Annotated in this window: 19 protein-coding genes and 1 pseudogene; 16 read left to right on the top strand and 4 right to left on the bottom strand. The window is 65.0% G+C overall.

Going from position 1 to position 22,836, the window contains the following annotated elements:
• Positions 1-372 precede the first annotated feature (372 nt).
• Entirely contained in the window at positions 373-1,518 is a 1,146-nt protein-coding gene (locus tag THL1_RS07265; RefSeq protein ID WP_069082015.1) for an IS110 family transposase, read from the bottom strand.
• Positions 1,519-1,843: 325 nt separating this feature from the next.
• On the opposite strand from THL1_RS07265, the gene THL1_RS07260 reads away from it, so the two are divergent.
• Genes THL1_RS07260 through THL1_RS07245 form a run of 4 tightly spaced genes read left to right on the top strand, consistent with a single transcriptional unit; the run spans position 1,844 to position 5,792 of the window.
• A complete protein-coding gene (locus tag THL1_RS07260) occupies positions 1,844-2,869 on the top strand; it encodes an ABC transporter substrate-binding protein (RefSeq protein WP_069082630.1) in 1,026 nt (341 codons plus the stop codon).
• Positions 2,854-3,813, top strand: a complete 960-nt coding sequence (locus THL1_RS07255) for an ABC transporter permease (RefSeq protein ID WP_145928269.1) — start codon at positions 2,854-2,856, stop codon at positions 3,811-3,813. The genes THL1_RS07260 and THL1_RS07255 overlap by 16 nt, the downstream gene beginning before the upstream one ends.
• Before the next feature lie 3 nt (positions 3,814-3,816).
• Positions 3,817-4,626 (top strand): ABC transporter permease, encoded by an 810-nt coding sequence (locus tag THL1_RS07250; RefSeq protein WP_069082629.1) that lies wholly within the window; start codon positions 3,817-3,819, stop codon positions 4,624-4,626.
• 17 nt (positions 4,627-4,643) lie between these two features.
• Positions 4,644-5,792, top strand: coding sequence for an ABC transporter ATP-binding protein (locus tag THL1_RS07245; RefSeq protein ID WP_069082628.1), 1,149 nt, complete (start codon positions 4,644-4,646; stop codon positions 5,790-5,792).
• 162 nt (positions 5,793-5,954) lie between these two features.
• Here the strand turns inward: THL1_RS07245 and THL1_RS07240 are convergent, their stop codons facing one another.
• Positions 5,955-6,863 (bottom strand): LysR family transcriptional regulator, encoded by a 909-nt coding sequence (locus THL1_RS07240; RefSeq protein WP_069086439.1) that lies wholly within the window; start codon positions 6,861-6,863, stop codon positions 5,955-5,957.
• A gap of 96 nt (positions 6,864-6,959) precedes the next feature.
• Here THL1_RS07240 and THL1_RS07235 point away from each other — a divergent pair, with 96 nt between their 5' ends.
• The 4 genes and pseudogenes from THL1_RS07235 (at position 6,960) to THL1_RS07220 (ending at position 10,810) form a co-directional block, all read left to right on the top strand.
• Positions 6,960-7,826: a pirin family protein gene (locus tag THL1_RS07235; protein ID WP_069082627.1), complete on the top strand. Its 867-nt coding sequence runs from the start codon at positions 6,960-6,962 to the stop codon at positions 7,824-7,826.
• Between the two features lie 86 nt (positions 7,827-7,912).
• A pseudogene (locus tag THL1_RS07230) lies at positions 7,913-8,131 on the top strand (hydrolase); the annotation flags it as partial.
• A 55-nt stretch (positions 8,132-8,186) separates the two neighbouring features.
• Complete coding sequence (gene ycaC, locus THL1_RS07225) at positions 8,187-8,810, top strand: isochorismate family cysteine hydrolase YcaC (RefSeq protein WP_069082626.1); 624 nt, start codon at positions 8,187-8,189, stop codon at positions 8,808-8,810.
• A 194-nt stretch (positions 8,811-9,004) separates the two neighbouring features.
• Positions 9,005-10,810 carry a monovalent cation:proton antiporter-2 (CPA2) family protein gene (locus THL1_RS07220; protein WP_069082625.1) on the top strand — a complete coding sequence of 602 codons (1,806 nt, stop codon included), beginning with the start codon at positions 9,005-9,007 and terminating at the stop codon, positions 10,808-10,810.
• A gap of 243 nt (positions 10,811-11,053) precedes the next feature.
• On the opposite strand, the gene THL1_RS07215 is transcribed toward THL1_RS07220, so the two are convergent.
• Both THL1_RS07215 and THL1_RS07210 read right to left on the bottom strand, forming a co-directional pair.
• Positions 11,054-11,914, bottom strand: coding sequence for a CAP domain-containing protein (locus THL1_RS07215; protein ID WP_069082624.1), 861 nt, complete (start codon positions 11,912-11,914; stop codon positions 11,054-11,056).
• An 86-nt stretch (positions 11,915-12,000) separates the two neighbouring features.
• Positions 12,001-14,475, bottom strand: coding sequence for a putative bifunctional diguanylate cyclase/phosphodiesterase (locus THL1_RS07210; RefSeq protein WP_069082623.1), 2,475 nt, complete (start codon positions 14,473-14,475; stop codon positions 12,001-12,003).
• A 411-nt stretch (positions 14,476-14,886) separates the two neighbouring features.
• On the opposite strand from THL1_RS07210, the gene THL1_RS30270 reads away from it, so the two are divergent.
• From THL1_RS30270 to THL1_RS07175, 8 genes are all read left to right on the top strand, one after another.
• On the top strand, positions 14,887-15,039 hold the full coding sequence (locus THL1_RS30270; protein WP_177343818.1) for a PSPA7_2676 family Cys-rich small protein: 153 nt from the start codon (positions 14,887-14,889) through the stop codon (positions 15,037-15,039).
• 178 nt (positions 15,040-15,217) lie between these two features.
• Positions 15,218-16,372, top strand: a complete 1,155-nt coding sequence (locus THL1_RS07205; RefSeq protein ID WP_069082622.1) for a methyl-accepting chemotaxis protein — start codon at positions 15,218-15,220, stop codon at positions 16,370-16,372.
• Between the two features lie 259 nt (positions 16,373-16,631).
• Entirely contained in the window at positions 16,632-16,997 is a 366-nt protein-coding gene (locus tag THL1_RS07200) for a response regulator (protein ID WP_069082621.1), read from the top strand.
• A 21-nt stretch (positions 16,998-17,018) separates the two neighbouring features.
• A complete protein-coding gene (locus THL1_RS07195) occupies positions 17,019-18,857 on the top strand; it encodes a chemotaxis protein CheA (protein ID WP_069082620.1) in 1,839 nt (612 codons plus the stop codon).
• Complete coding sequence (locus THL1_RS07190) at positions 18,844-19,329, top strand: chemotaxis protein CheW (RefSeq protein ID WP_069082619.1); 486 nt, start codon at positions 18,844-18,846, stop codon at positions 19,327-19,329. The genes THL1_RS07195 and THL1_RS07190 overlap by 14 nt, the downstream gene beginning before the upstream one ends.
• A gap of 18 nt (positions 19,330-19,347) precedes the next feature.
• Complete coding sequence (locus THL1_RS07185) at positions 19,348-21,351, top strand: methyl-accepting chemotaxis protein (RefSeq protein ID WP_069082618.1); 2,004 nt, start codon at positions 19,348-19,350, stop codon at positions 21,349-21,351.
• Between the two features lie 51 nt (positions 21,352-21,402).
• Complete coding sequence (locus tag THL1_RS07180) at positions 21,403-22,248, top strand: CheR family methyltransferase (RefSeq protein ID WP_069082617.1); 846 nt, start codon at positions 21,403-21,405, stop codon at positions 22,246-22,248.
• Entirely contained in the window at positions 22,245-22,832 is a 588-nt protein-coding gene (locus THL1_RS07175) for a chemotaxis protein CheD (protein WP_069082616.1), read from the top strand. The genes THL1_RS07180 and THL1_RS07175 overlap by 4 nt, the downstream gene beginning before the upstream one ends.
• The last annotated feature ends 4 nt before the right edge of the window (positions 22,833-22,836 follow it).

The following is a 22,836-nucleotide window of genomic DNA, read 5'->3' as shown; positions in this document are numbered from 1 at the left end:
GTAGGGGCGAATTCATTCGCCAAGCAGGCCGGAGGTCTGCCCTGCAAGGCCAGGGGGGCTGCTTCGCAGCCCTTGGCGAATGAATTCGCCCCTTCTATGAAGATCTCGGTGTCAAGGCCTGTTCCTCCGATTCATGACTTGGGGCACGCATCAAGGCAGCGGGGCATGCTGCTCGTGAGACCTAGCGTCTCACCACCTTCTATCCGCTGGTCACGAGGACCAACACGATCCTGCTTGCGCGTTGCGCTCAGGCATACCCCTTTGCACCACACCCTTTCTACAAGATCGGTCATCGCGCTGATGACCCGGGCGAATTACGGGCGTGTTGACTGCGTAACTCTTTCGTCGCGGCTCGCTGGCTGAGTGGTGGTGTCAGGGCACGGCTTTCAGTGTTGCACCCGCCGGCAGCTCACCGCGCTCCAGGTAGCGCCACAAGGCGATCACCAGGCGTCGCGCCAGGGCCACGATCGCTACCCGTCGACTGCGACGGCAATCACCGCCGGCCTTCTTGGCGAACCAGTGGCTGAGGGCGCTGTTCGGCTGGTAGTGCAGCCATAGCCAGGCCTGTTCGACCAGCAGCGCGCGGACCCGGGGATTACCCTGCTTGCTGATGCCCTGGTCGACCCGCAGCGTGCCGCTGTCGTAGGGCGAGGGCACCAGGCCAACGCAGGCCCCCAACTGACGGCGGTTGCGAAACTGCCGCCAGAACAGCTCGAGTACCAGTTGCCGGGCGCCGACGGTGCCGATGCCGCGCAACTGGCTCAGTCGCGCCACTTGTTCGGCCTGGCGGGTGCCGAAGCGCTGCGCGTGTTCGTGCTCCAGCCGCCGCAGCTGGGTCCGGGCCTCCTGCCAGCGTTGCAGCTCCCGCTGCAGGCGGGCCTGCAGCGCCGCCCCCAGCGCCTGGCCAGCCCAGTCCTGCAGCGTGCCCTCGGCCAGTTGTTGGCGGCCGGCACGATCCAGCCGGGTCCAGCAGCCCACCGTCGCCAGCAGCTTCTCGATCCGGTTGCGGTGCTGCTGCAGCTCGCGCTGCAACTGCTGGCGCTCGCGCCCCCAGTGCCGGCGATCCTCGTCCTCGACGCTGGGCGGGCACACCACCTGAAAACGCCGCTGCTCGCCACGCAGCCAGGCCAGCAGGGCCTCCACCAGGCGCAAGGCGTCCAGCCGGTCAGTCTTGGCCAGACGCCTCCGCCGCGCCATCAGCAGGCTCGCTGGATCGATCACCAGGACCTCCAGCGCACGCGCCTGCAAGGCGCGCTGTAGCCAGAAGCCATCCTGGCCCGCTTCATACACCACGACCACTCTGGCGGACGCTGGCAACGCCCAGAGCGCGCGCGTCTCCGCGATCGTTTGCACCACCTGCTCCAGGCGCGCCAGGGGTTGCGGTGCGTCGACTGTCTTCAGCCGGGGGGCGCGCCGGGCATCACTCAGCGCCACTTTCCAACTGGCCCTGGCCAACTCCAGCGCCACTGCCAAGACCGGTTCGTTCGCACTATGCTGTTCAACGTAGGCCGTTCGCATGTCGATTCCTCCTCTGGGCCAAACCTTCTATCCCCCGGATTAAGAATCGGCGTGCGGGCGGCCTTTGCATAGGATCTACAGAAATGCCCCCAACTATCCATCGCCGATGATCGGCAACGCCGAGGACTTGCACAAAGTTTGGAATACCATAATATGACATTCCGTAGGCCGGAGATTTATTGCGAGTGCACCCGCCAGGGACCAGCATGAACAAGAGCACTCGACACGGCCGCCCTTGACGGCCCCACTGGGGTCCCCTGCTCCTGATAAGCGGGTAGAAAGCGAAGCCCGCTTGCGTACAAACACAACAATGAGGGCAAGCAAGATGGTGTTCAAAAAACGTGCAATCGCGGTACTCGCCGCAGCAGTCCTGACCGCAACCGGCACCGCGGCCATCGCCGCCGACAATCTCAGCTTCGTGAGCTGGGGCGGCACTACCCAGGATGCGCAGAAGCAGGCCTGGGCCGAGCCCTTCAGCGAGGCCAGCGGTATTCGCGTGGTGCAGGACGGCCCCACCGACTATGGCAAGCTGAAAGCCATGGTCGAGAGCGGCAACGTGCAGTGGGATGTGGTGGACGTCGAGGCCGACTTCGCCCTGCGTGCCGCCGCTGAAGGCCTGCTGGAACCCCTGGACTTCGGCGTGATCCAGCGCGACAAGATCGACCCGCGCTTCGTCTCCGACCACGGCGTCGGCTCCTTCTTCTTCTCCTTCGTACTCGGCTACAACCAGGGCAAGGTTGGCGCCAACGCCCCGCAGGACTGGACCGCCCTGTTCGACACCACCAACTACCCGGGTAAGCGCGCCCTGTACAAGTGGCCGAGCCCCGGCGTGCTGGAACTGGCCCTGCTGGCTGACGGCGTAGCCGCCGACAAGCTCTACCCGCTGGACCTGGACCGCGCCTTCAAGAAACTCGACACCATCAAGAAAGACATCGTCTGGTGGGGCGGCGGCGCCCAGTCCCAGCAACTGCTAGCCTCCGGTGAAGCCACCCTCGGCCAGTTCTGGAACGGTCGCGTCTATGCCCTGCAGCAGGACGGCGCCCCGGTTGGCGTGAGCTGGAAGCAGAACCTGGTCATGGCCGATTTCCTGGTCATCCCCAAAGGCGCCAAGAACAAGGACGCGGCCATGAAATTCCTGGCCAACGCCAGCAGCGCCAAGGGCCAGGCCGATTTCGCCAACCTCACGGCCTACGCCCCGGTGAACGTCGACAGCGTCGGTCAGATCAAGGAAGACCTCGCCCCCAACCTCCCCACTGCCTACGCTAAAGAACAGATCACGCTCGACTACGCGTACTGGGCCAAAAACGGCCCGGCTATCGCCGCGCGGTGGAACGAATGGCTGGTCAAGTGAAGATGGCTGCCATCCAGCCCCACTCGCCGGCCAAGGCCAGCGGAGGCGCAGCCCGCGCCTCCGCTGGCACTGACTCCAAGGCTGCGTCGATGAATCAAGTCAACGAGACCACCCTGCGCTGGCGCGGTGCCCGCAACCTGATCCCCGCCCTGCTGTTCCTCGGCCTGTTCTTCCTCGCACCACTGATCGGCCTGCTCCTGCGTGGCGTACTCGAACCCACGCCGGGGCTCGGCAACTACGAGCAGCTGTTCGCCAACTCGGCCTATGCCCGCGTGCTGTTCAACACCTTCGCCGTTGGCGGCCTGGTGACCCTGATCAGCCTGTTGCTGGGCTTCCCCCTGGCCTGGGTGATCACCCTGGTGCCGCGTGGCTGGGGCCGCTGGTTGCTGAACATCGTGCTGCTGTCGATGTGGACCAGCCTGCTGGCACGCACTTACTCCTGGCTGGTGCTGCTGCAAGCCTCGGGCGTCATCAACAAGATGCTGATGGCGCTGGGCATCATCGACCAGCCACTGGAGATGGTGCACAACCTCACCGGCGTGGTGATCGGCATGAGCTACATCATGATCCCGTTCATCGTGCTGCCGCTGCAGGCCACCATGTCGGCCATCGATCCGATGGTGCTGCAGGCCGGCTCGATCTGCGGAGCCAGCCCCTGGACCAACTTCACCAAGGTGTTCCTGCCGCTGTGCCGTCCGGGCCTGTTCTCCGGTGGCCTGATGGTCTTCGTCATGTCGCTGGGCTACTACGTCACCCCGGCCCTGCTGGGTGGCGCGCAGAACATGATGTTGCCGGAGTTCATCGTCCAGCAGGTGCAGTCCTTCCTCAATTGGGGCCTGGCCAGCGCCGCCGCCGCGCTGCTGATCGCCATCACCCTGGCACTGTTCTACGTCTACCTGAAGCTGCAGCCGGAATCGCCTGTCGCTTCGAGTACTGCGAGGTAAGCCATGCTGCTGTCACCCAACGCCATGGGCCTGCGCCTGCGCATCGGCCTCTACCTCACCACCGGAGCGATTGCAGCCTTCCTGCTGCTGCCGATCCTGTTCATCGTGCTGCTGTCGTTCGGCTCCTCCCAGTGGCTGGTGTTCCCGCCGCCGGGCTGGACGCTGAAGTGGTACGAACAGTTCTTCTCCAACGCCGAATGGATGGAATCGGCCCTGGCCAGCCTCAAGGTGGCCGTGCTGACCACGATCTGCTCCGTGGCCCTGGGCCTGCCCACCGCCTTCGCCCTGGTGCGCGGCAAGTTCCCCGGCCGCGAGTTCCTCTACGGCCTGTTCACCCTGCCGATGATCGTGCCGCTGGTGATCATCGCCGTGGCCGTGTACGCGCTGTTCCTCAAGCTGGGCTACACCGGGACGCTGTTCTCCTTCGTGGTCAGCCACGTGATCGTCGCCCTGCCCTTCACCATCATCTCGATCATCAACTCGCTGAAGCTGTTCGATCAGTCCATCGAGGATGCCGCGGTGATCTGCGGCGCCTCGCGGCTGCAGGCGGTGGTCAAGGTGACCTTCCCGGCGATTCGCCCCGGCATGATGGCCGGCGCCCTGTTCGCCTTCCTGGTCTCCTGGGATGAAGTGGTGCTGAGCGTGATGATGGCCAGCCCGACCCTGCAGACCCTGCCCGTGAAAATGTGGACCACCCTACGCCAGGACCTGACCCCGGTGATCGCCGTCGCCTCGACGCTGCTGATCGGTCTGTCCGTACTGGTCATGGTGATCGCCGCCGTGCTGCGCCGGCGCAACCCTGCAAGCGCCTGAGCGCCGAGGTAAAGAAAATGAGTGCCGTGATCCAAGACACCCGCGAAAACAAAACCCTGGTCAGCCTGCGCAACCTGAACAAGCACTACGGCGACTTCGCCGCCGTGGACAATATCTCCCTGGATATCCAGGACGGCGAATTCCTCACCTTCCTCGGCTCCAGTGGCTCGGGCAAGAGCACCACCCTGTCGATGCTGGCCGGCTTCGAGACGCCCAGCTCCGGCGAGATCCTGGTGGACGGCAAGTCCCTGGTGAACGTGCCGCCGCACAAGCGCGACATCGGCATGGTGTTCCAGCGCTACTCGCTGTTCCCGCACCTCAATGTGCGCGACAACATCGCCTTCCCGCTGGATATCCGCAAACAGACCGCTGGCGAACGCGAGCGCCGCGTCGAGGCCATGCTCAAGCTGGTGCAGCTGGACAAGTTCGCCCAACGCCGCCCGGCCCAACTCTCCGGCGGACAGCAGCAGCGAGTGGCGATTGCCCGTGCGCTGGTTTACGAGCCGCGCATCCTGCTGATGGACGAACCCCTGGGCGCACTGGACAAGAAACTGCGCGAAGACCTGCAGGATGAACTGCGCCACCTGCACCGCCGCCTCGGCATCACCATCGTCTACGTCACCCACGACCAGGAAGAAGCCATGCGCCTGTCCCAGCGCATCGCCATCTTCAGCCACGGCAAGATCGTCGGCCTGGGCAGCGGCTATGACCTCTACCAGAGCCCGCCGAACGCCTTCGTGGCCTCCTTCCTCGGCAACTCCAACTTCCTCAAGGTGAAGGCCCAGGGCAACGCCGGCGCCAGTTTCGAGGGCCAGTCGCTGGCCATCCGTCCGACCGCTGGCCTGCAGAGCGGCCAGGACCTGGTGCTGATGGTGCGCCCGGAGAAAGCCCAGGTGCTGACCCCGGAACAGGCCGCCGGCGAACACCTGGCCGCAGGCTGGAACCAGATCCAGGCGAAAGTGGCGGAGACCGTGTTCCTCGGCGAAAGCCTGACCTGCAGCGTGGTCACCGCAGGTGGCACTAGCCTGACCCTGAAAGAGCTCTCTGGCACCACCGCCCCCCTGCAACCGGGCGCCCCGGTGATGGTGCGCTGGGCGGCGGCGGATGCCTGCGTCTACACCGAGTGGAACGAAAGCGACCTGGTGAAGGGCGCCGGGGCGCATTGAAGCGCCCCCATTCTGTAGAAGGAGCGAATTCATTCGCGAATAGACTAACCCCCTCTCCCCAACCCTCTCCCTGAAGGGAGAGGGGGCTGTCCGTGCGATGTCGTTCCGCTGTGCTCTTTCTGTGGGGGCGAATTCATTCGCTCCCACAGACTTACTCCCCCATCACCTGATCCCGCTCTCCTTGAAGGCCTCCGCCAGGAAGTCGATCAAGGTCCGCACCGAGGGCAGCAGTCCACGCCGGGACGGGAACACGGCATGCACGATGCCCGTCCTCGGCGCCCAGTCAGGCGTTACCTGCACCAATCGGCCGCTGGCCAGTTCCTCGCGCACCACCACCCAGGGAATATGCACCACCCCTACGCCCGCCTCGGCTGCCTGACGCAGCACCAGCAGATCATCGGTGACCAGTCGGGGATGATGGCGTACAGACGCACTGGCGCCATCGGGGCCGTCCAGTTGCCAGATGTACTCGCGCAGCGATGTCCCCCAGTGCAGGCTCGGCAGGCTCGCCAGATCCGCCGGCACCAGAGGTTGCGGCGTGTTCTCCAGCAGTCGCGGGCTGGCCACCAGGCTCTGGGTGCTGTTGGCCAGGACCTTCATGACCAGGTCGGTGCTCTCCAGGGGCGGGAAACGCACGCGCAGGGCGACGTCGATGCCGTCCTGGATCAGGTCCACCTGGCGGTTGGTGCTCTCGATGTGCAACGCCACCAACGGGTACTCCACCATGAAGCGGGTCAGCATCGGCCCCACCCAGAAGTCCAGCAGCGCCGTAGGGCAACTGATACGCACCACCCCCTGGGGTTCCGAGCGGTTGCGCTCGATCACCTCGGCGGCGCCCTCCGCCTCCACCATCATTGCCACGCAATGGCGGTAGTACTCCTGGCCGATCTCGGTAACCGAGAAATGCCGTGTCGAACGCTGGATCAGCCGCACGCCCAGCCGTTCTTCGAGGTTGGCGATGCGCCGGCTGAGCTTGGACTTGGGCATGTCCAGCGCCCGGCCGGCCGGGGCGAAGCCGCCGTGCTCCACCACCTGGGCGAAGTAGTAGAGGTCATTGAGGTCTTCCACCAGCGTTCTCCAAATAGGACTCTGAGGCCAATTTAGCCCGACTACCGGAGGCAGTGTTGCGGTTTCAAGATGTGCCCCATGCACTTCAGGAGGCACACCATGAAAAAGATTCGCGGCATCTACACCAGCCCCCGGCCCCATTGGGTGGGCGACGGTTTCCCGGTTCGCTCGTTGTTCTCCTACGACAGTCTGGGCAAGCACATCAGCCCGTTCCTGCTGCTGGACTACGCCGGCCCCGCCGAGTTTGCCCCCGCCGAACGTCCACGCGGCGTCGGCCAGCATCCGCACCGGGGCTTCGAGACGGTGACCATCGTCTATCAGGGCGAACTGGAGCACCGGGATTCCACCGGCGCCGGCGGGCTGATCGGCCCCGGTGACGTGCAATGGATGACGGCGGCCTCGGGCATCCTCCATGAGGAGTTCCACTCCGCAGCCTTCACCCGCAGTGGCGGCACCCTGGAAATGGTCCAGCTCTGGGTCAACCTGCCGGCCCGCGACAAGCTGGCGGCGCCCGGCTACCAGACCATCCTGGAGGCCGACATCCCCAACCTGCCCCTGCCAGAGCAGGCCGGCAGCCTGCGCCTGATCGCCGGCGAGTTCGACGGCAAGCACGGCCCGGCACGCACCTTCACGGAGATGGACGTCTGGGACATCCGCCTGAACCCTGGCAAACCGGTCAGTCTCGACTTCCGCCCCGGCCGCAACACCGCCCTGGTGGTGCTACGCGGCACCCTGCTGGTCAACGGCGAAGACCTCGTGCGCGAAGGACAACTGGCACTGTTTGAATCCGACAGCGACGAACTGTTGCTGGAAGCCAATGACCAGGCTTTGGTGCTGCTGCTTTCCGGTGAGCCCATTGACGAGCCGGTCGTCGGTTACGGCCCCTTCGTGATGAACAGCGAAACCGAGATACGCGAGGCGATCCAGGACTTCCAGAGCGGCCGTTTCGGCCACATGGACGACTGACGGTCACACGCCGGGCCGGGCGCTCGCCTGGTCCGGCCAATCCCCACGATGGACTCGTGGGCCGGCGGGCAACCGCTTCGGCCAGGACGGCCATCACCCTGGCGCGGATCGTCCAGGCCGGCGTCGTGCCCATGGACACCGCAGCCGTCTGCTCTGAAGTTCAACGAACCTGGAACCGCCCGGATGCAGCCCAGTGGGCCGACGCCTACAGTCATGTATTCCCGCACTATCAATTGCTGATCGAGAGCTACCTGAAAACGCAGCAAGTGACCAAGGACAACGAAGTACTGGATTCGCAACGCTGACCCCACGCCGTCCGCCTCTCGAGGACGGGCAAAAACCCAAGCAAGGAGATTCACCATGTCGTTCCAATACAAGCGTCTGGACAAGAACAACGCCGCGGTGTTGCTGGTCGATCACCAGGCTGGCCTGCTGTCGCTGGTACGGGATATCGAGCCCGACAAGTTCAAGAACAACGTGCTGGCCCTGGGTGACCTGGCCAAGTACTTCAAGCTGCCGACCATCCTCACCACCAGTTTCGAGACCGGCCCCAACGGCCCGCTGGTGCCCGAACTGAAAGCGCAGTTCCCCGATGCGCCGTACATCGCCCGCCCCGGCAACATCAATGCCTGGGACAACGAAGACTTCGTCAAGGCGGTGAAGGCCACCGGCAAGAAACAGCTGATCATCGCCGGTGTGGTGACCGAGGTCTGCGTGGCCTTCCCGGCGCTGTCGGCCCTGGAGGAAGGCTATGACGTGTTCGTGGTCGCCGACGCCTCCGGCACCTTCAACGAGGTCACCCGCGATGCCGCGTGGCGCCGGATGGAGGCCGCCGGCGCCCAGCTGATGACCTGGTTCGGCGTGGCCTGCGAGCTGCACCGCGACTGGCGCAACGACATCGAAGGCCTGGCCGCGCTGTTCTCCAACCACATCCCCGACTACCGTAACCTGATAACCAGCTACAGCACCCTCACCGCCAAGTGAGTTGCACCGGGCTGCGCCGACTCGGCGCAGCCCGGTCCCCCGAACAGTCGCAGGGTGGATAACGCTCTTTTATTCACCTTTGGTGCCAAATCGCACTCTGCCTGGTGGACAGGAAAAGCGCTGTCCACCCTACGCAACACCGCGCCTTGCTCTAAGATGCCGCCCCCCGCAAGCCCCAAACGAAGGAGTGACGCATGCCCCACGACGGCAGCCTGCTGCAGGCGGCAGTGATTTTCCTGCTTGCCACCGTCATCACGGTTCCCTTGGCCAAGCGCCTGCAACTGGGAGCCGTACTGGGTTACCTCGCCGCCGGGGTGCTGATCGGTCCCTCTGCGCTGGGCCTGATCAGCGACACCGAAAGCGTCGCCCGCCTCTCCGAACTGGGTGTGGTGCTGCTGCTTTTCATCATTGGCCTGGAACTCTCGCCAAGGCGCCTCTGGGTCATGCGCCGCTCGGTGTTCGGCATTGGCCTGGCCCAGGTGCTGCTCACCTCCCTGGTCATCGGTGCTATCGCCTGGCTGGGCTTTGCCCAATCGCTGAACACCGCCGCCGTGCTGGGCCTGGGCCTGGCGCTGTCATCCACCGCGTTTGGTCTGCAGATCCTTGCCGAGCGCAAGGAACTGACCAGCCCCCACGGCCGCCTGGCCTTCGCCATCCTGCTGTTCCAGGACATCGCCGCCATCCCGCTGATCGCCCTGCTGCCCGTCATCAGCGGCGCGGGTGAACTGGAAGCCGACCGCGACACCCTGGTCCACCTGCTGCAGGTGGTGGGCAGCATTGGCGCGGTGATCGTCGGTGGCCGCTATTTGCTGCGGCCGGTGTTCCGCATCGTCGCCAAGACCCATCTGCAGGAAGTCTCCACGGCCACCGCGCTGCTGGTGGTGATCGGCACCGCCTGGCTGATGGAGCTGGTCGGCGTCTCCATGGCCCTCGGTGCATTCATCGCCGGCCTGCTGCTGGCGGACTCGGAATACCGCCACGAACTGGAGTCCCAGATCGAACCCTTCAAGGGCCTGCTGCTCGGCCTGTTCTTCATCAGCGTGGGCATGACCGCCGACTTCGGCCTGCTGCTGAACGAGCCGCTGCTGGTCATCGGCCTGACCCTTCTGCTGGTGCTGATCAAGCTCCCGCTGCTCTATCTCGTCGGCCGTCACGGTGGCGGACTGGATCGCGCCCACGCCATTCGCCTGGGCATCATACTGGCCGCCGGCGGCGAGTTCGCCTTCGTGGTGTTCAAACTGGCCTTCGAGCAGAAGCTGCTGGACAACCGCCTGCACGACCTGCTGGTACTCGGTATCACCCTGTCCATGGCCATCACACCGCTGCTGGTGCTGGTCCTGTTCCGCCTGTTCAAGGCCAGGCCGGCGCCGGTGGATGTGCCGGAGGAATATGCCCGTATCGACAGTGACGAACCGCGCGTGGTGGTCGCCGGCATGGGCCGCATGGGCCAGATCATCGCCCGTGTGCTGCGCGCCCAGCGCGTGCCCTTCGTGGCGCTGGATACCGCCGTGGAAATGATCGACTACGGCCGCAGCCTGGGGAGCATGCCCATCTACTACGGCGACCCGCTGCGTCCGGAAATCCTCCGCGCGGCCAAGGTGGACAAGGCCGATTTCCTGATCATCGCCACCGACGATCCGGACACCAACCTCAAGACCGCCGAACGGGTGAAACACCTCTACCCGCACATCAAGATCATCGCCCGCGCGCGCAACCGCCAGCATGTCCATCGCCTGCTCGACCTCGGCGCCGTGCCCGTGCGCGAGACCTTCCACTCCGCCCTGGAAATGAGCCGCCAGGCCCTGCTCGGCATGGGCCTCGACGAAGACCGGGCCAACGCGCGCATCCGCCGCTTCCAGCGCCACGACGAGGAAGTGCTCGCCGCCCAGCACCGGGTCTACAACGACGACGCCGCCATGATCCAGACCGCCCGCGAAGCCCGCACGGAACTGGAGCACCTGTTCGACGCCGACCTGATCGAGGACAAGGGTGTGCAATGACGTCGGGCTTCGCGGCATGACCTGCACAGCCCCCAACGTAGGGTGCGCCATGTGCACCGATCGCGGGATCAACTCTTGCGCCTCGTTCAACCGTTGGTGCGCACAGCGCACCCTACCTGGCTTCATCAGCTCCGCAGGATGTGGCGGGCGGCGCTCCGCTGGAGTGAAGCAATACCCATCAGTGGTGGCAAGGCCCCCAAACACATCGCGAATGAATTCGCTCCCACAATGGAGAGCCCGGAGTCACGGCGCGCCGAACATCATCGTCCAGTAGATGCCGTTCTCGCTGCGGATCTGCGAGGCATAGGCCGCGCCGACGTGGGTGAAGCGGGGGTTCATCAGATTGGCGCAATGGCCGGGGCTAGCCAGCCAGCTGTCCATGGCAGCGCGGGGCGAGCCCTGGCCGGCAGCGATGTTTTCGCCGACCTGCCGGCCCCGGTAACCGGCGGCCTGCGCCCGGTCGAACGGCGAATCGCCGTTAGGGTCGTTGTGGGAGAAGTAATCGCGCTCAGCCATGGAGCGGCTGTGCCGCTGGGCGGCGGTTCCGAGGGCGGCGCTCCAGGTCAGGGGACGCGCAGCGGCGAAACGCTTGCTGCCACACCGACGCGGTTTGGCCCGCGCGGCGTTGACCTGGGCCAGCAGCGTCCGGCCCGCCGAGCGGGCATCGCCCAATTGCGCGCTGGCCAATGGCCGCGCAAGCACCACGCGCCACTGGTTGCCATTGCGGCTGATGCCAATATCGGCCACCTGCCGGTCGAGCAGGTCGCTGCAGTAATCATTGCGGAGCATCTTGAAAGCCGCCCCAGCGTCACGCGCCCCGGACAGCCGGATGGTGCGCACCTCGCCCGCCTGGTAGCCGGCGTTGCTCAACCCCCTTCGCAGCTCCCCCCGATACTCCACCGGCAAGGCCACGCTGGACTTCAGCACCAGCGGCGGCGCCCCCTGGACCGTGCGCCACCCGCAACGTTGGCTGTGGGTACGGTAGTCGTTGATGGCGGCCAGCAACTGTCGCTCATCGCCGGCCTGGGCGGGGTTGGCGAACAGGGACAACAGGGCGACGGGGAGCAACGGAGCCAGGCGAAAGGTGCGAATGATCGGGGACATGACAGGGCTTGCGAGAGGGGAATGATGACATCGGGACCGGGCTATGACTGCGGCGCCCAGGCAAGGTTCAGCACCTTGCCGGGAAATCAGTGCTCGGCCATCGACCGCGCGTGCACGTACTCCCTGAACCGCTCGGCCGGCATCGGCGGGGAAAACAGGTAGCCCTGGTAGGTCTTGCAGCCATGGCTGAACAGGAAGGCACGCTGGGCTTCGGTCTCGACGCCTTCGGCAATCACGGAAAGCCCAAGGATCCGGCTCAGGCTTACGATCGCGCAGGCAATGGCCGCATCGTTGGGGTCCACCAGCACATCGCGGATGAACGACTGATCGATCTTCAGCTGGTCCAGCGGCAGGCTCTTCAGGTAGGACAGCGACGAGTAGCCGGTGCCAAAGTCATCCAGGGACAGGCCGATGCCGATTTCCTTCAGCTCCATCATCTTGGCAATGGTGCTTTCCATGTCTTCCACCAGCAGCCCTTCGGTCAGTTCCAGCTTCAGCTTCTTCGGATCGGCCCCGGTGCACCTCAGCACTTCCAGCACCTCTCCGACGAAATCAGGGTGGTGGAACTGGCGTGCGCTGACATTCACAGCCATGCCCAGGCGGGCGGTTTCCGGATGCTTCGACCAAGCCGTCAGCTGGGCGCAAGCGCTCTGCAGCACCCAATGCCCCAACGGCAGGATCAACCCGGTTTCCTCGGCCAACGGCACGAACTCGGTGGGCAGGATGGCGCCGCGTTCCGGGTGCTGCCATCGCATCAGCGCCTCGGCCCCGATCACCTGCCCTTCGCTGTTCACCTGCGGCTGGAAATGCAGCACGAGTTCCTTGTTCTGCCAGCCCTGGCGCAAGTCTGCTTCGAGCCGGGCACGTGCCGTGGCGACCGCCTGCATCTCCGGGTCGAAGAACCGCATGGTGTTGCGACCCGCCGCCTTGGCGCGGTACATCGCCAGGTCCGCGCGCTTCATGATGTCGTCGACGGTGTTCAACTGGCCCTGGAACAGGGCAATGCCGAGGCTGGGGGTGCTGTGATGGTCGTAGCCATCCAGCGGGTAGGAAATGTTCAGCGCGTCGATGATCTTCTCACCAATCGCCTTGACCTGAATGGCCGCTTCCGGAGGGCTCTCATTCAGGTTCTCCAGCAGCACCACGAATTCGTCGCCGCCCAGCCGGGCCACGGTGTCACTTTCGCGTATGCAGTTGGAAAGGCGATGGGCGACCTGCTGCAGCAGCATGTCCCCGCGGTCGTGCCCCAGCGTGTCGTTCAGGGCCTTGAAGTTGTCCAGGTCGATGAGTATGACCGCACTGGTATGCAGGCTGCGGGCGCTGACTGCCAGCAGATGCTGCAAGCGATCCAGCAAAAGTCGCCGGTTGGCCAGACCGGTCAACTGGTCGTAGAAGGCCAGTCGCTTGACCTCCTGTTCCGCCGTCTTGCGGTGGGTGATGTCGGTGTTGATCGACAGGACGGATTGCGGCTGGCCGTCATCGTCCCGTACCAGGGTGCGGTGGCTTTCCAGGGTGATCAGGCTGCCGTCCCGGCGCTTGAGCGTGACCTCGCCGGCCCAGTCCCCCACTTCGATCAGCCTGTCGGTTGCTTCGTTGAACGCGGATTGGCCCTGGTAGATCAGTTCCTGCGCCGATTGGCCCAAGGCCTCCTCCTTCGACAATCCGTACAGGCGCTCGGCGCTCTTGTTCCAGTACAGGATGCGATGGTCCATCCCATGAACCACGATCGCATCCTGGGCCTTGTCCAGTAACGACGCCTGCTGGCGGAACTGCCGCTCGCTTTCGCGCAGCACCGTGAGGTAGCCCTCCCGCTCGGCGGCGTGCGCTTCCATCTCCCGGCGGATCTTGCTCCCGTAGAGCATCGCCGCACTGACCATCAGCAGCACGAACAGCATGATGGCGTACTCGATCCGGCGCAGGAATTCGACCGACTCCAGCTCCTCTTCCAGGAGCTTGCTTTGAATCAACCCGACGCGCTCCCGCACGGCGGCAAGCGAGGCGAGCAGCTCGGAATACTTCCGGTCCATGGTTGCCATGCGCTTGCCGGCATTGTCCGACTGCCCGTCGCGAAAGTACGAAAAGATCAGCAAGGCCTCGTTCACCATCTCGACCATCGCCACGTCGACGGCGTCGACTTCATCCTTCAGCGCCAGCGCGTAGGCCTGGATATCCGCGCTGTGTTCGACCTGGTTTTCGATGCGGCCCTGCAACTGCTGCCGTGCCGTCGCCAGGTGATCGTTGAAGGCACGCAGCGCCTCGCTCATGTTCCGGTGTTCGGCCTCGACATCGTGGGTGTCGAACACGTTGTTGCCCGGCGCGTTGACGGCCGAGGCCAGGCTGCCCAGCGTCGAGTAGCTGGACAACTGCAGGACCCAGGACTGGTTGGCCTTGATGGAGCGGTGATAGGTATCGACGATCAGGTGATTCAGCAGCACGCTCAGTACGACGACCAGCACGTCGAAGCCGGCGAGGAAGAAGTACATGCGGTGCCATCGGGCCGGGCGCGAGCGGGTGCTGAATATGGCCTGCCCTGCTGCGTTCTCGCTCTTGAAAAAATCCATTTCACGATCTCCAGCATGCCTTCCGACGCACGAATCAGAAACGGCATCCGAACCCCACGAATCGACGGCGCCGGCACGAACCGCAACGAGCATCGACCCGCCCGAAGCGCTGTGTTCGACCGCCAACCAAGCATAGTCGGCAAATGACCAGCTAATGCCGGCACCGGCCCGCAGAGCGGCACAATCCTTCGCAGGATTTCGCCCCCCGCCGGGACATCCGGCCAAGGGCTATCCGCCCGCCGGGAGGCTCATCCCGACCAACGGCGCCACCGTTCGACCGTTTAGGTTGCCGGTTCTAGGGACGCGGTCGATGCTCGAACACGATCCATGCCTCCAACAAGAACAAGGCAAGTGCAGTTCCATCCACCACTGCCCGATCGAACCAGGGGGTACGCCCCCGGGAGAGGAGCCATGCGTATTCGTTGCTTCCTGCTCGGTTGCCACTGGACCGAGGGATTTCGTACCGACGTGGGCGCCGTGCCCATGATTTGCCAGCGTTGCCTGCGCTGCGGCGCCCATCGCTACCTGAGTCTCGTGGAGGACGAGACGGAAACAGCAGGATGAATAGCGAAAAAAGAGGCTGGATAGCTATTTGACAGTACCCATTGACCCTCTAGTTTTATCCAGCGTTGCCGATGGCCTTTTCACAGGCTGCGGGGAAACACCGCACAACCGGGCACAGTAGTTTTCACACAGCCTGGGGCCGTCTTTCGGTCAATCCATCCTGGCAAGGGAGTGCTCCATGTCGCATCCGTCGTCCGCCAACCCGCTCAAGGGCGTGGCCCTGCATTCCCTGATCTGGCTGGCCTGCGCCGGCATGGTCGCCGTCGATGTGCCGGTGTGGCTGGTGCTGGGCGGTGGCTGGCTGGCCAGCCTGTCGCTGGCCTGGCTGCAACGGGAGGCCCGCCCGGCTACGGCGCAGGCGAACGCGCAGCCGCTGGTGGCAGCGCCCGATTGGCAACAAGCGCAGGATGCGGTGGATGAGCACCTCGGCACCCTCCAGGCCCATGCGGGGCAGATTGACGGGCTGCTGCAGGACGCCATCGTTCGCCTCGGCGACAGCTTCCACAGCCTCGCCGCACGCATCGACCAGCAGCGCGCCCATTCCCATTCCCTGATCGAGCGCTACGGCAATCAATCCAGTGACGACGAAGGCATGAACTTCCAGGAGTTCATCGCCACTACCCGCAACACCCTGGGCCTGTTCGTGGAAGCCACCCTGGAAACCAGCCAGACCTCCCAGGAGCTGGTGAAGCGCATGGACCGGGTAACGCAGAAGATCGCCGATATCCTGAAATCCACCCACGACATGGACGCCATCGCCAAGCAGACCAACCTGCTGGCGCTGAACGCCGCCATCGAGGCCGCGCGCGCCGGCGAGAGCGGCCGGGGCTTCGCCGTGGTGGCGGACGAAGTGCGGGCACTGTCCACGCGTTCCACCGGCTTCTCCGAGCAGATTCGCGAGCACGTGGACGTGGTCTATCGCGAAATCCAGGACGCGGAAAAAGCCATCGCCCAGCTGGCGGACAAGGACATGGGTTTCGCCCTGGATTCCAAACAGCAGTTGCACCACATGCTGGAAGACCTGGAAAGCATGAACCGCCACACCCTGAAGGTGATCCAGGAACTGGACCGGATCGCCCTGGAAGTGGGTGGCGGCGTCGACCAGGCCATCACCGCCCTGCAGTTCCAGGACATGAGCAGCCAGTTGCTGGGGCAGATGCGCAAGCACTTCGCCAAGCTCGGCGGGTTCGCCGCCGGCCTGGGTGGCCTGCGCGCAGTGGCGCCGGAGCACTGGGCACAGCGGGTGGACGACGAGACCGGCGAGCTGCGCAAACCCGTCGCCAACCCCGTCAGCCAGAGCAGCGTGAATGCCGGCGAGGTGGAGCTTTTCTGAACCGTTGATCGTCCGAGTGGTGCCGTTCATCCGCACGACGAATGACTGACGCCAAGAGCTGGACGCCCATATTGCGCTCATCTACACCTAAGCATGGCCACTAGCCATCAATCGAAAAGACAAGGTTTACGTAGGTTGGCGCAGAGCGAAGCGAAGCCCAACGAGCCCCTGAAAGCTCGCCTGTTGGGCTTCGCTTCGCTCAGCACCAACCTACAAAGGCTTCACCCCAGAAAAACGAGCGGCAAGGAGAGCGGCACTGATGAGCAAGCAAATCCTGATAGTCGACGATTCAGCATCCATAAGGCAGATGCTGAGCTTCACCCTCAAGGCCGCCGGCTACCTGGTGGATGAGGCCGTGGATGGCAAGGACGGCCTGGGCAAGGCCCAGAGCAAGACCTACAACCTGGTCTTCACCGACCAGAACATGCCGAACATGGATGGCCTCAGCCTGATCCGCAACCTGCGGGGGCTCGCCAGCTACCGCGCCACCCCCATCCTGATGCTGACCACCGAGTCCAGCGACGCCATGAAGCAGCAAGGCAAATCCGCCGGCGCCACCGGCTGGCTGGTCAAGCCCTTCGACCCGCCGAAGCTGCTGGAAGTCACCCGCAAGGTCCTCCCCTGACCCCTGCACAAGGCGCTTCCCATGAGCGACGGGATGAATCAGTTCCTCCAGGTGTTCTTCGAGGAGACCGAAGAGCACCTGGCCAGCCTCGAACTGCTGCTGCTGGGCCTCGACCTGCAGCAGCCTGATGCGGAAGAACTCAACGGCATCTTCCGCGCCGCCCACTCCATCAAGGGTTCGGCCGGCATGTTCGGCTTCGATGACCTGACCGCCGTGACCCACGAACTGGAAACCCTGCTCGACCGCATCCGCAGCGGCCAGATGGCCCTGCACGGAACAATGGTCGACCTCTTCCTCCAGGCCCGCGACGTGCTGATGCGTCTGCTCGACGCCCACCGCCAGCAGCGCCCGGCCCCGGACGTGCCCGTGGCGGAAACCGTCGCCCGCCTGCGCGAACTGCTGGTGGAGGCACCGGTGGCCAGCGACGACGGCGGATTCGGTTTCTTCGACAACGCACCGGGCACGCCCGAGTCGGCAATGGACGAGGACTTCGGCTTTTTCGACGATGCCCCCGGCATGCCCGTGCCGGCCGCAGCCGAAGCCTTCGGCCTGTTCGACGACGCGCCCGGCACGCCGGCCGGGTTGCCGGTGCCGGCCACCAGCGAACCGCCCAAAACCCTGGCCGCCCCACCGCCCGCCGCCGGCAAGCCTGCCAGCGGAGACGGGGAATCCAGCTCCATTCGCGTCAGCGTCGAGAAGATCGACAGCCTGATCAACCTGGTGGGTGAGCTGGTCATCACCCAGGCCATGCTCGGCCAGTTGGGTGGCGCGCTGGACCCCAGCCAGCACGAGCGCATCCACCAGGCCCTGGCGCAGCTGGAGCACAACACGCGCGACCTGCAGGAATCGGTGATGTCGATCCGCATGTTGCCCATCAGCTTCATCTTCAGCCGCTTCCCGCGCCTGGTTCGCGACACCTCGGCACGCCTCGGCAAGCAGGTGGAACTGGTGCTGCAGGGCGAGCACACGGAGCTGGACAAGGGCGTGATCGAGCGCCTCAGCGACCCGCTCACGCATATCGTGCGCAACAGCATCGACCACGGTATCGAGCAGCCCGAAGCGCGCCTGGCCGTCGGCAAGCCGGCCAGCGGCACCGTGCGCCTGGGCGCCTTCCACCAGGGCGGCAGCATCGTCGTCGAGATCAGCGACGACGGCCGTGGGCTCGATCGCGAACGCATCCTCGCCAAGGCCCGCGAGAAGAACCTGGCCGTGCATGACGGCATGAGCGATGCCGAGGTCTGGCCACTGATCTTCATGCCCGGCTTCTCCACCGCCGAAGTGGTCACCGACCTCTCCGGACGCGGCGTCGGCATGGACGTGGTCAAGCGCAACATCCAGGCCATGGGCGGGCGCATCGACATCGACTCGGCGGCGGGTCTCGGTACCCGCATCAGCATCCGCCTGCCGTTGACCCTGGCCATTCTCGACGGGTTGATCGTCGCCGTGGCGCACACCCACTACGTGATCCCGCTGACCTACATCGTCGAATCGCTGCAACCCAAGGCCGCCGATATCTGTGGCCTGGGCGGCGAGGAAGGCGCGGTGATCCGCGTGCGCGGCGAGTACCTGCCGCTGCTCTCGCTGCACGACCTGCTGGGCGAATCCACGCCGCCGTTACCCGCCGAGCAGTCCATCGTGGTCATCCTCGAAGCCGACGGGCGCCACTTCGCCCTGCAGGTGGACGACCTGGTGGGCCAGCAGCAGGTGGTGATCAAGAGCCTGGAACAGAACTTCCGCCGGATCGAGGGGATCGCCGGCGCCACCATCATGGGCGACGGCAGCGTCGCCCTGATCCTCGATGTCGACGCCCTGCCGGGGCTGGCACAACAACAAGGAGCAGTGCTGCATGAACTCCCCTAGTGCGGAACAGGCCGGGCAACCGGCCCAGGAGTACCTGACCTTCACCCTCGGTCGCGAGGAGTACGCCATCGACATACTCCGGGTGCAGGAAATTCGCGGCTATGACCAGGTGACCGCCATCGCCAACAGCCCCGCGTTCATCAAGGGGGTGATCAACCTGCGCGGCGCCATCGTTCCCATCGTCGACCTGCGCATCAAGTTCAACCTCGCCGACGTCACCTACGACCCGTTCACTGTGGTCATCATCCTCAACATCGGCCGGCGCATCGTCGGCGTGGTGGTGGATTCGGTGTCCGACGTGATCGCCCTGGCGGGCGACGAGGTCAAGCCGCCGCCGGAGTTCGGCGCCAGTTTCGATACCGAATACCTGCTTGGCCTGGCCACCGTGGCCGAGCGGATGTTGATCCTGGTGGATATCGAGAAGCTGATGACCAGCCGCGAAATGGCCTTGGTCGAAGCAGCCGCAGCCTGACACGCAAGAGGAAAATCCATGGGTCTGTTCAACGGAAAAGCACAAGCACAGCTTCGCGCACAGCACCTGGCCAGCCTGATCCAGGGCCTGGCCGACGGCAACCTCGACCAGTCCATCAGCCAGGGCGAAGACCTGATCTGGGCGCCGGTCTATGACAGCCTCGCCCGCCTGCAGAAGCATCTGCGCCAGCAGGAGGCGGAAAGCACCCAGACCGAGGCGCTGGACAAGGCCCTGGTGGAAATGACCCGCCAGCACAGCGAGGGCTGGATCGACCAGGTCATCCCGGTGGAACGCTTCACGGGCACCCAGGCGCGCATCGCCAAGGGCGTCAATGAACTGGTGGCCGCCCACATCGCGGTGAAAATGCAGGTGGTGGGCGTAGTCACCGCCTACGGCCGGGGCGACTTCAGCAAGGATATGGAGCGCCTGCCGGGCAAGAAGGCGCAGATCACCGAAGCCATCGATGGCGTGCGCGACCGCCTCAAGGTCGCGGCCCAAGCCGCCAGCGAGAACATCCGCATCAAGAGCGCCCTGGACAACTGCAGCACCAACGTGATGATCGCCGACGGCGAGCGCAACATCATCTACATGAACAAGACCGTCACCACGATGCTGCAGAACGCCGAGGCCGACCTGCGCAAGGCCCTGCCGAGCTTCTCGGTGAGCAAGCTGCTGGGCGGTTCCATCGACCAGTTCCACAAGAACCCGGAGCACCAGAAGCGACTGCTGGCCACCTTCACCAGCACCTTCCGCACCCAGATCGATGTCGGCGGCCGAACCTTCGGCCTGGTGGCCAACCCGGTGATCAGCGATGCCGGCGAACGCCTCGGCTCGGTGGTGGAATGGGCCGACCGCACGCTGGAAGTCCAGGTCGAGCGTGAGGTCGCCGCCCTGGTGGGCGCAGCCGCCGCTGGCGACTTCTCCCGACGCATCAGCGAAGAGGGCAAGACCGGCTTCATCCTCAACCTGGCCACCGGCCTGAACAGCCTGGTGGATACCGCCGACAAGGGCCTCAAGGACGTTGCGCGGATGCTCAGCGCCCTCGCCCAGGGCGACCTGTCGCAAAGCATCAGCGCCGACTACCAGGGCACCTTCGGCGAGTTGAAGGACTACTCCAACGAAACCGCCCAGAGCCTGTCGCGCATGCTCGGGCAGATCCGCGAAGCGGCCGACACCATCAACACCGCCGCCGGCGAGATCGCCAGCGGCAACGCCGAGCTGTCCACCCGCACCGAGCAGCAGGCATCCAGTCTGGAGGAAACCGCCTCCAGCATGGAGGAGCTGACCAGCACGGTGAAACTCAACGCCGAGAACGCGCGCCAGGCCAACTCCCTGGCGGTGAACGCCTCGGAGGTGGCCACCGAAGGCGGCAACGTGGTGCAAAAGGTGGTCAACACCATGACCGCCATCAACGAGTCGGCGCGCAAGATCTCCGACATCATCGGCGTGATCGACGGCATCGCCTTCCAGACCAACATCCTCGCCCTCAATGCTGCCGTAGAGGCCGCCCGCGCCGGCGAGCAGGGACGCGGCTTCGCGGTGGTCGCCGCCGAGGTCCGCACCCTGGCGCAACGCTCGGCGGCAGCGGCCAAGGAGATCAAGACGCTGATTTCCGACTCGGTGAGCAAGGTGGAGAACGGCAACACCCTGGTGGCCCAGGCCGGCCAGACCATGAGCGACATCGTGGTCGCGATCAAGCGGGTCACCGACATCATGGCGGAGATCGCTGCGGCCTCCGCCGAGCAAAGCCGTGGCATCGAGGAAGTGAACGGCGCGGTCAGCCAGATGGACGAAATGACCCAGCAGAACGCCGCCCTGGTGGAAGAGGCCGCCGCCGCGGCCGAAGCCCTGCAGGATCAGGCCGGTGTGATGGCCCAGTCCGTGGCCGTGTTCAAGCTGGACCCGGCGCATGCCGGCCAGCCCGCTCCGGTCCGGAGCACTGCACGACAGCCCCAGGCTGCGCGACCGGCCCGCGCTGGGCGGGCCGCACGGAGCAAGGAAGAGGAATGGGAAGAGTTCTAGTCCCAGACCATGTCCCCGGCGCCCAGGCGCCGGGGTTTTCGAGGTAATGCAATGACTGCACTGGTGATAGGCGAACACGAGTTCGGCTACAACGACCACGACTTCGAGCAGGTGCGCGAGCGGCTCTATCGGCGTGCCGGTATCAGCCTGGCCACCAGCAAGCAGCAAATGGTCTACAGCCGCCTGTCGCGGCGCCTGCGCCAACTTGAACTGCGCAGCTTTTCCAGCTATCTGGCCTACCTCGACCAGCATCCCGAGGAATGGCAACCCTTCATCAATGCGCTGACCACCAACATCACCGCCTTCTTCCGCGAGCGGCACCATTTCGACCAACTCGTCGCCCTGGCCCGCGAACCCCAGCGCCGGGGCCGGCCGCTGCGCTTCTGGTCCGCCGCCTCCAGCACCGGCGAAGAGCCCTACTCCATGGCCATCGCCCTGCACCAGGCCCTGGGCGAACGCGCGCAGAACGTGCAGATCATCGCCTCCGACATCGACACCGGCGTGCTGGAAACCGCACGTCATGGCGTCTACCCGCTGGAGCGCCTGGCCCAACTCGACCCTCTCTTGAAGAAGCGCTACTTCCAGCGCGGCACAGGCAGCAACGCAGGCCTGGCACGCGTGGCCCCGGAGATCCGCCAGAGGGTGGAATTCCGCCGCATCAACCTGCTGGACACGGACTGGCGCCTCGGCGGTGGCTTCGACGCCATTTTCTGCCGCAACGTGATGATCTACTTCGACAAACCCACCCAGGTGCGCCTTCTGGAACGCATGGTGCGCCTGCTCAGGTCCGACGGTCTGTTCTTCGCCGGCCATTCGGAAAGTTTCGTGCAGGCCAGCCACGCGGTGAAGCTGGTCTGCCGCACCGTCTATCAACCCGTGCCGGGAGGGTTCGCATGAAAGGCGATACCGCAGGCGCCATCGCCGCCACCCGCTACTTCGACCCGGACTTCCAGCTCTCGGCGGTGAAGGTGCTGCCCGGCGAGTTCTATGCCACTGCAGAAGACCAGGTGCTGGTGTCGGTACTCGGCAGTTGCGTGGCGGTCTGCCTGTTCGACCGCCAGCGTGGCATCGGCGGCATGAACCAGTTCCTGCTGCCCGACCTCGCCAGCGCCCACCATGGCGTGCGCATCATGGAACAGCTGGGCGAAGAACTGCTGCGTGAAGGCGCCCGCCGGCACCAGCTGGAAGCCAAGGTGTTCGGCGCCGGCAACCTGCCTCACGAACTGCTGCGCCATGACACCACCCTGCGCACCGTGGAGTTCGTCCACAGCTACCTCGATACCGAAGGCATCCCGCTGCTGGCCGAGGACGTGATGGGTGCCGAGGCGCGCAAGGTCTACATCTTCCCGTCCACCGGCAAGGTGCTGGTGAAGAAGCTCCGGAACCTGCACAACGACACCATCCTGCAGCGCGAGCTGGAATACCTGCTCTACCTCAAGCGCGGCGAAGCGCTGGGCCCCTACGACCTGTTCAAGGAGTGAACAC

Source organism: Pseudomonas sp. TCU-HL1 (assembly GCF_001708505.1).
In the GTDB taxonomy this organism is placed as follows: Bacteria; Pseudomonadota; Gammaproteobacteria; order Pseudomonadales; family Pseudomonadaceae; genus Metapseudomonas.
The sequence above is the reverse complement of the archived record's forward strand: the minus strand, read 5'-3'. Positions and strand labels throughout refer to the sequence as shown.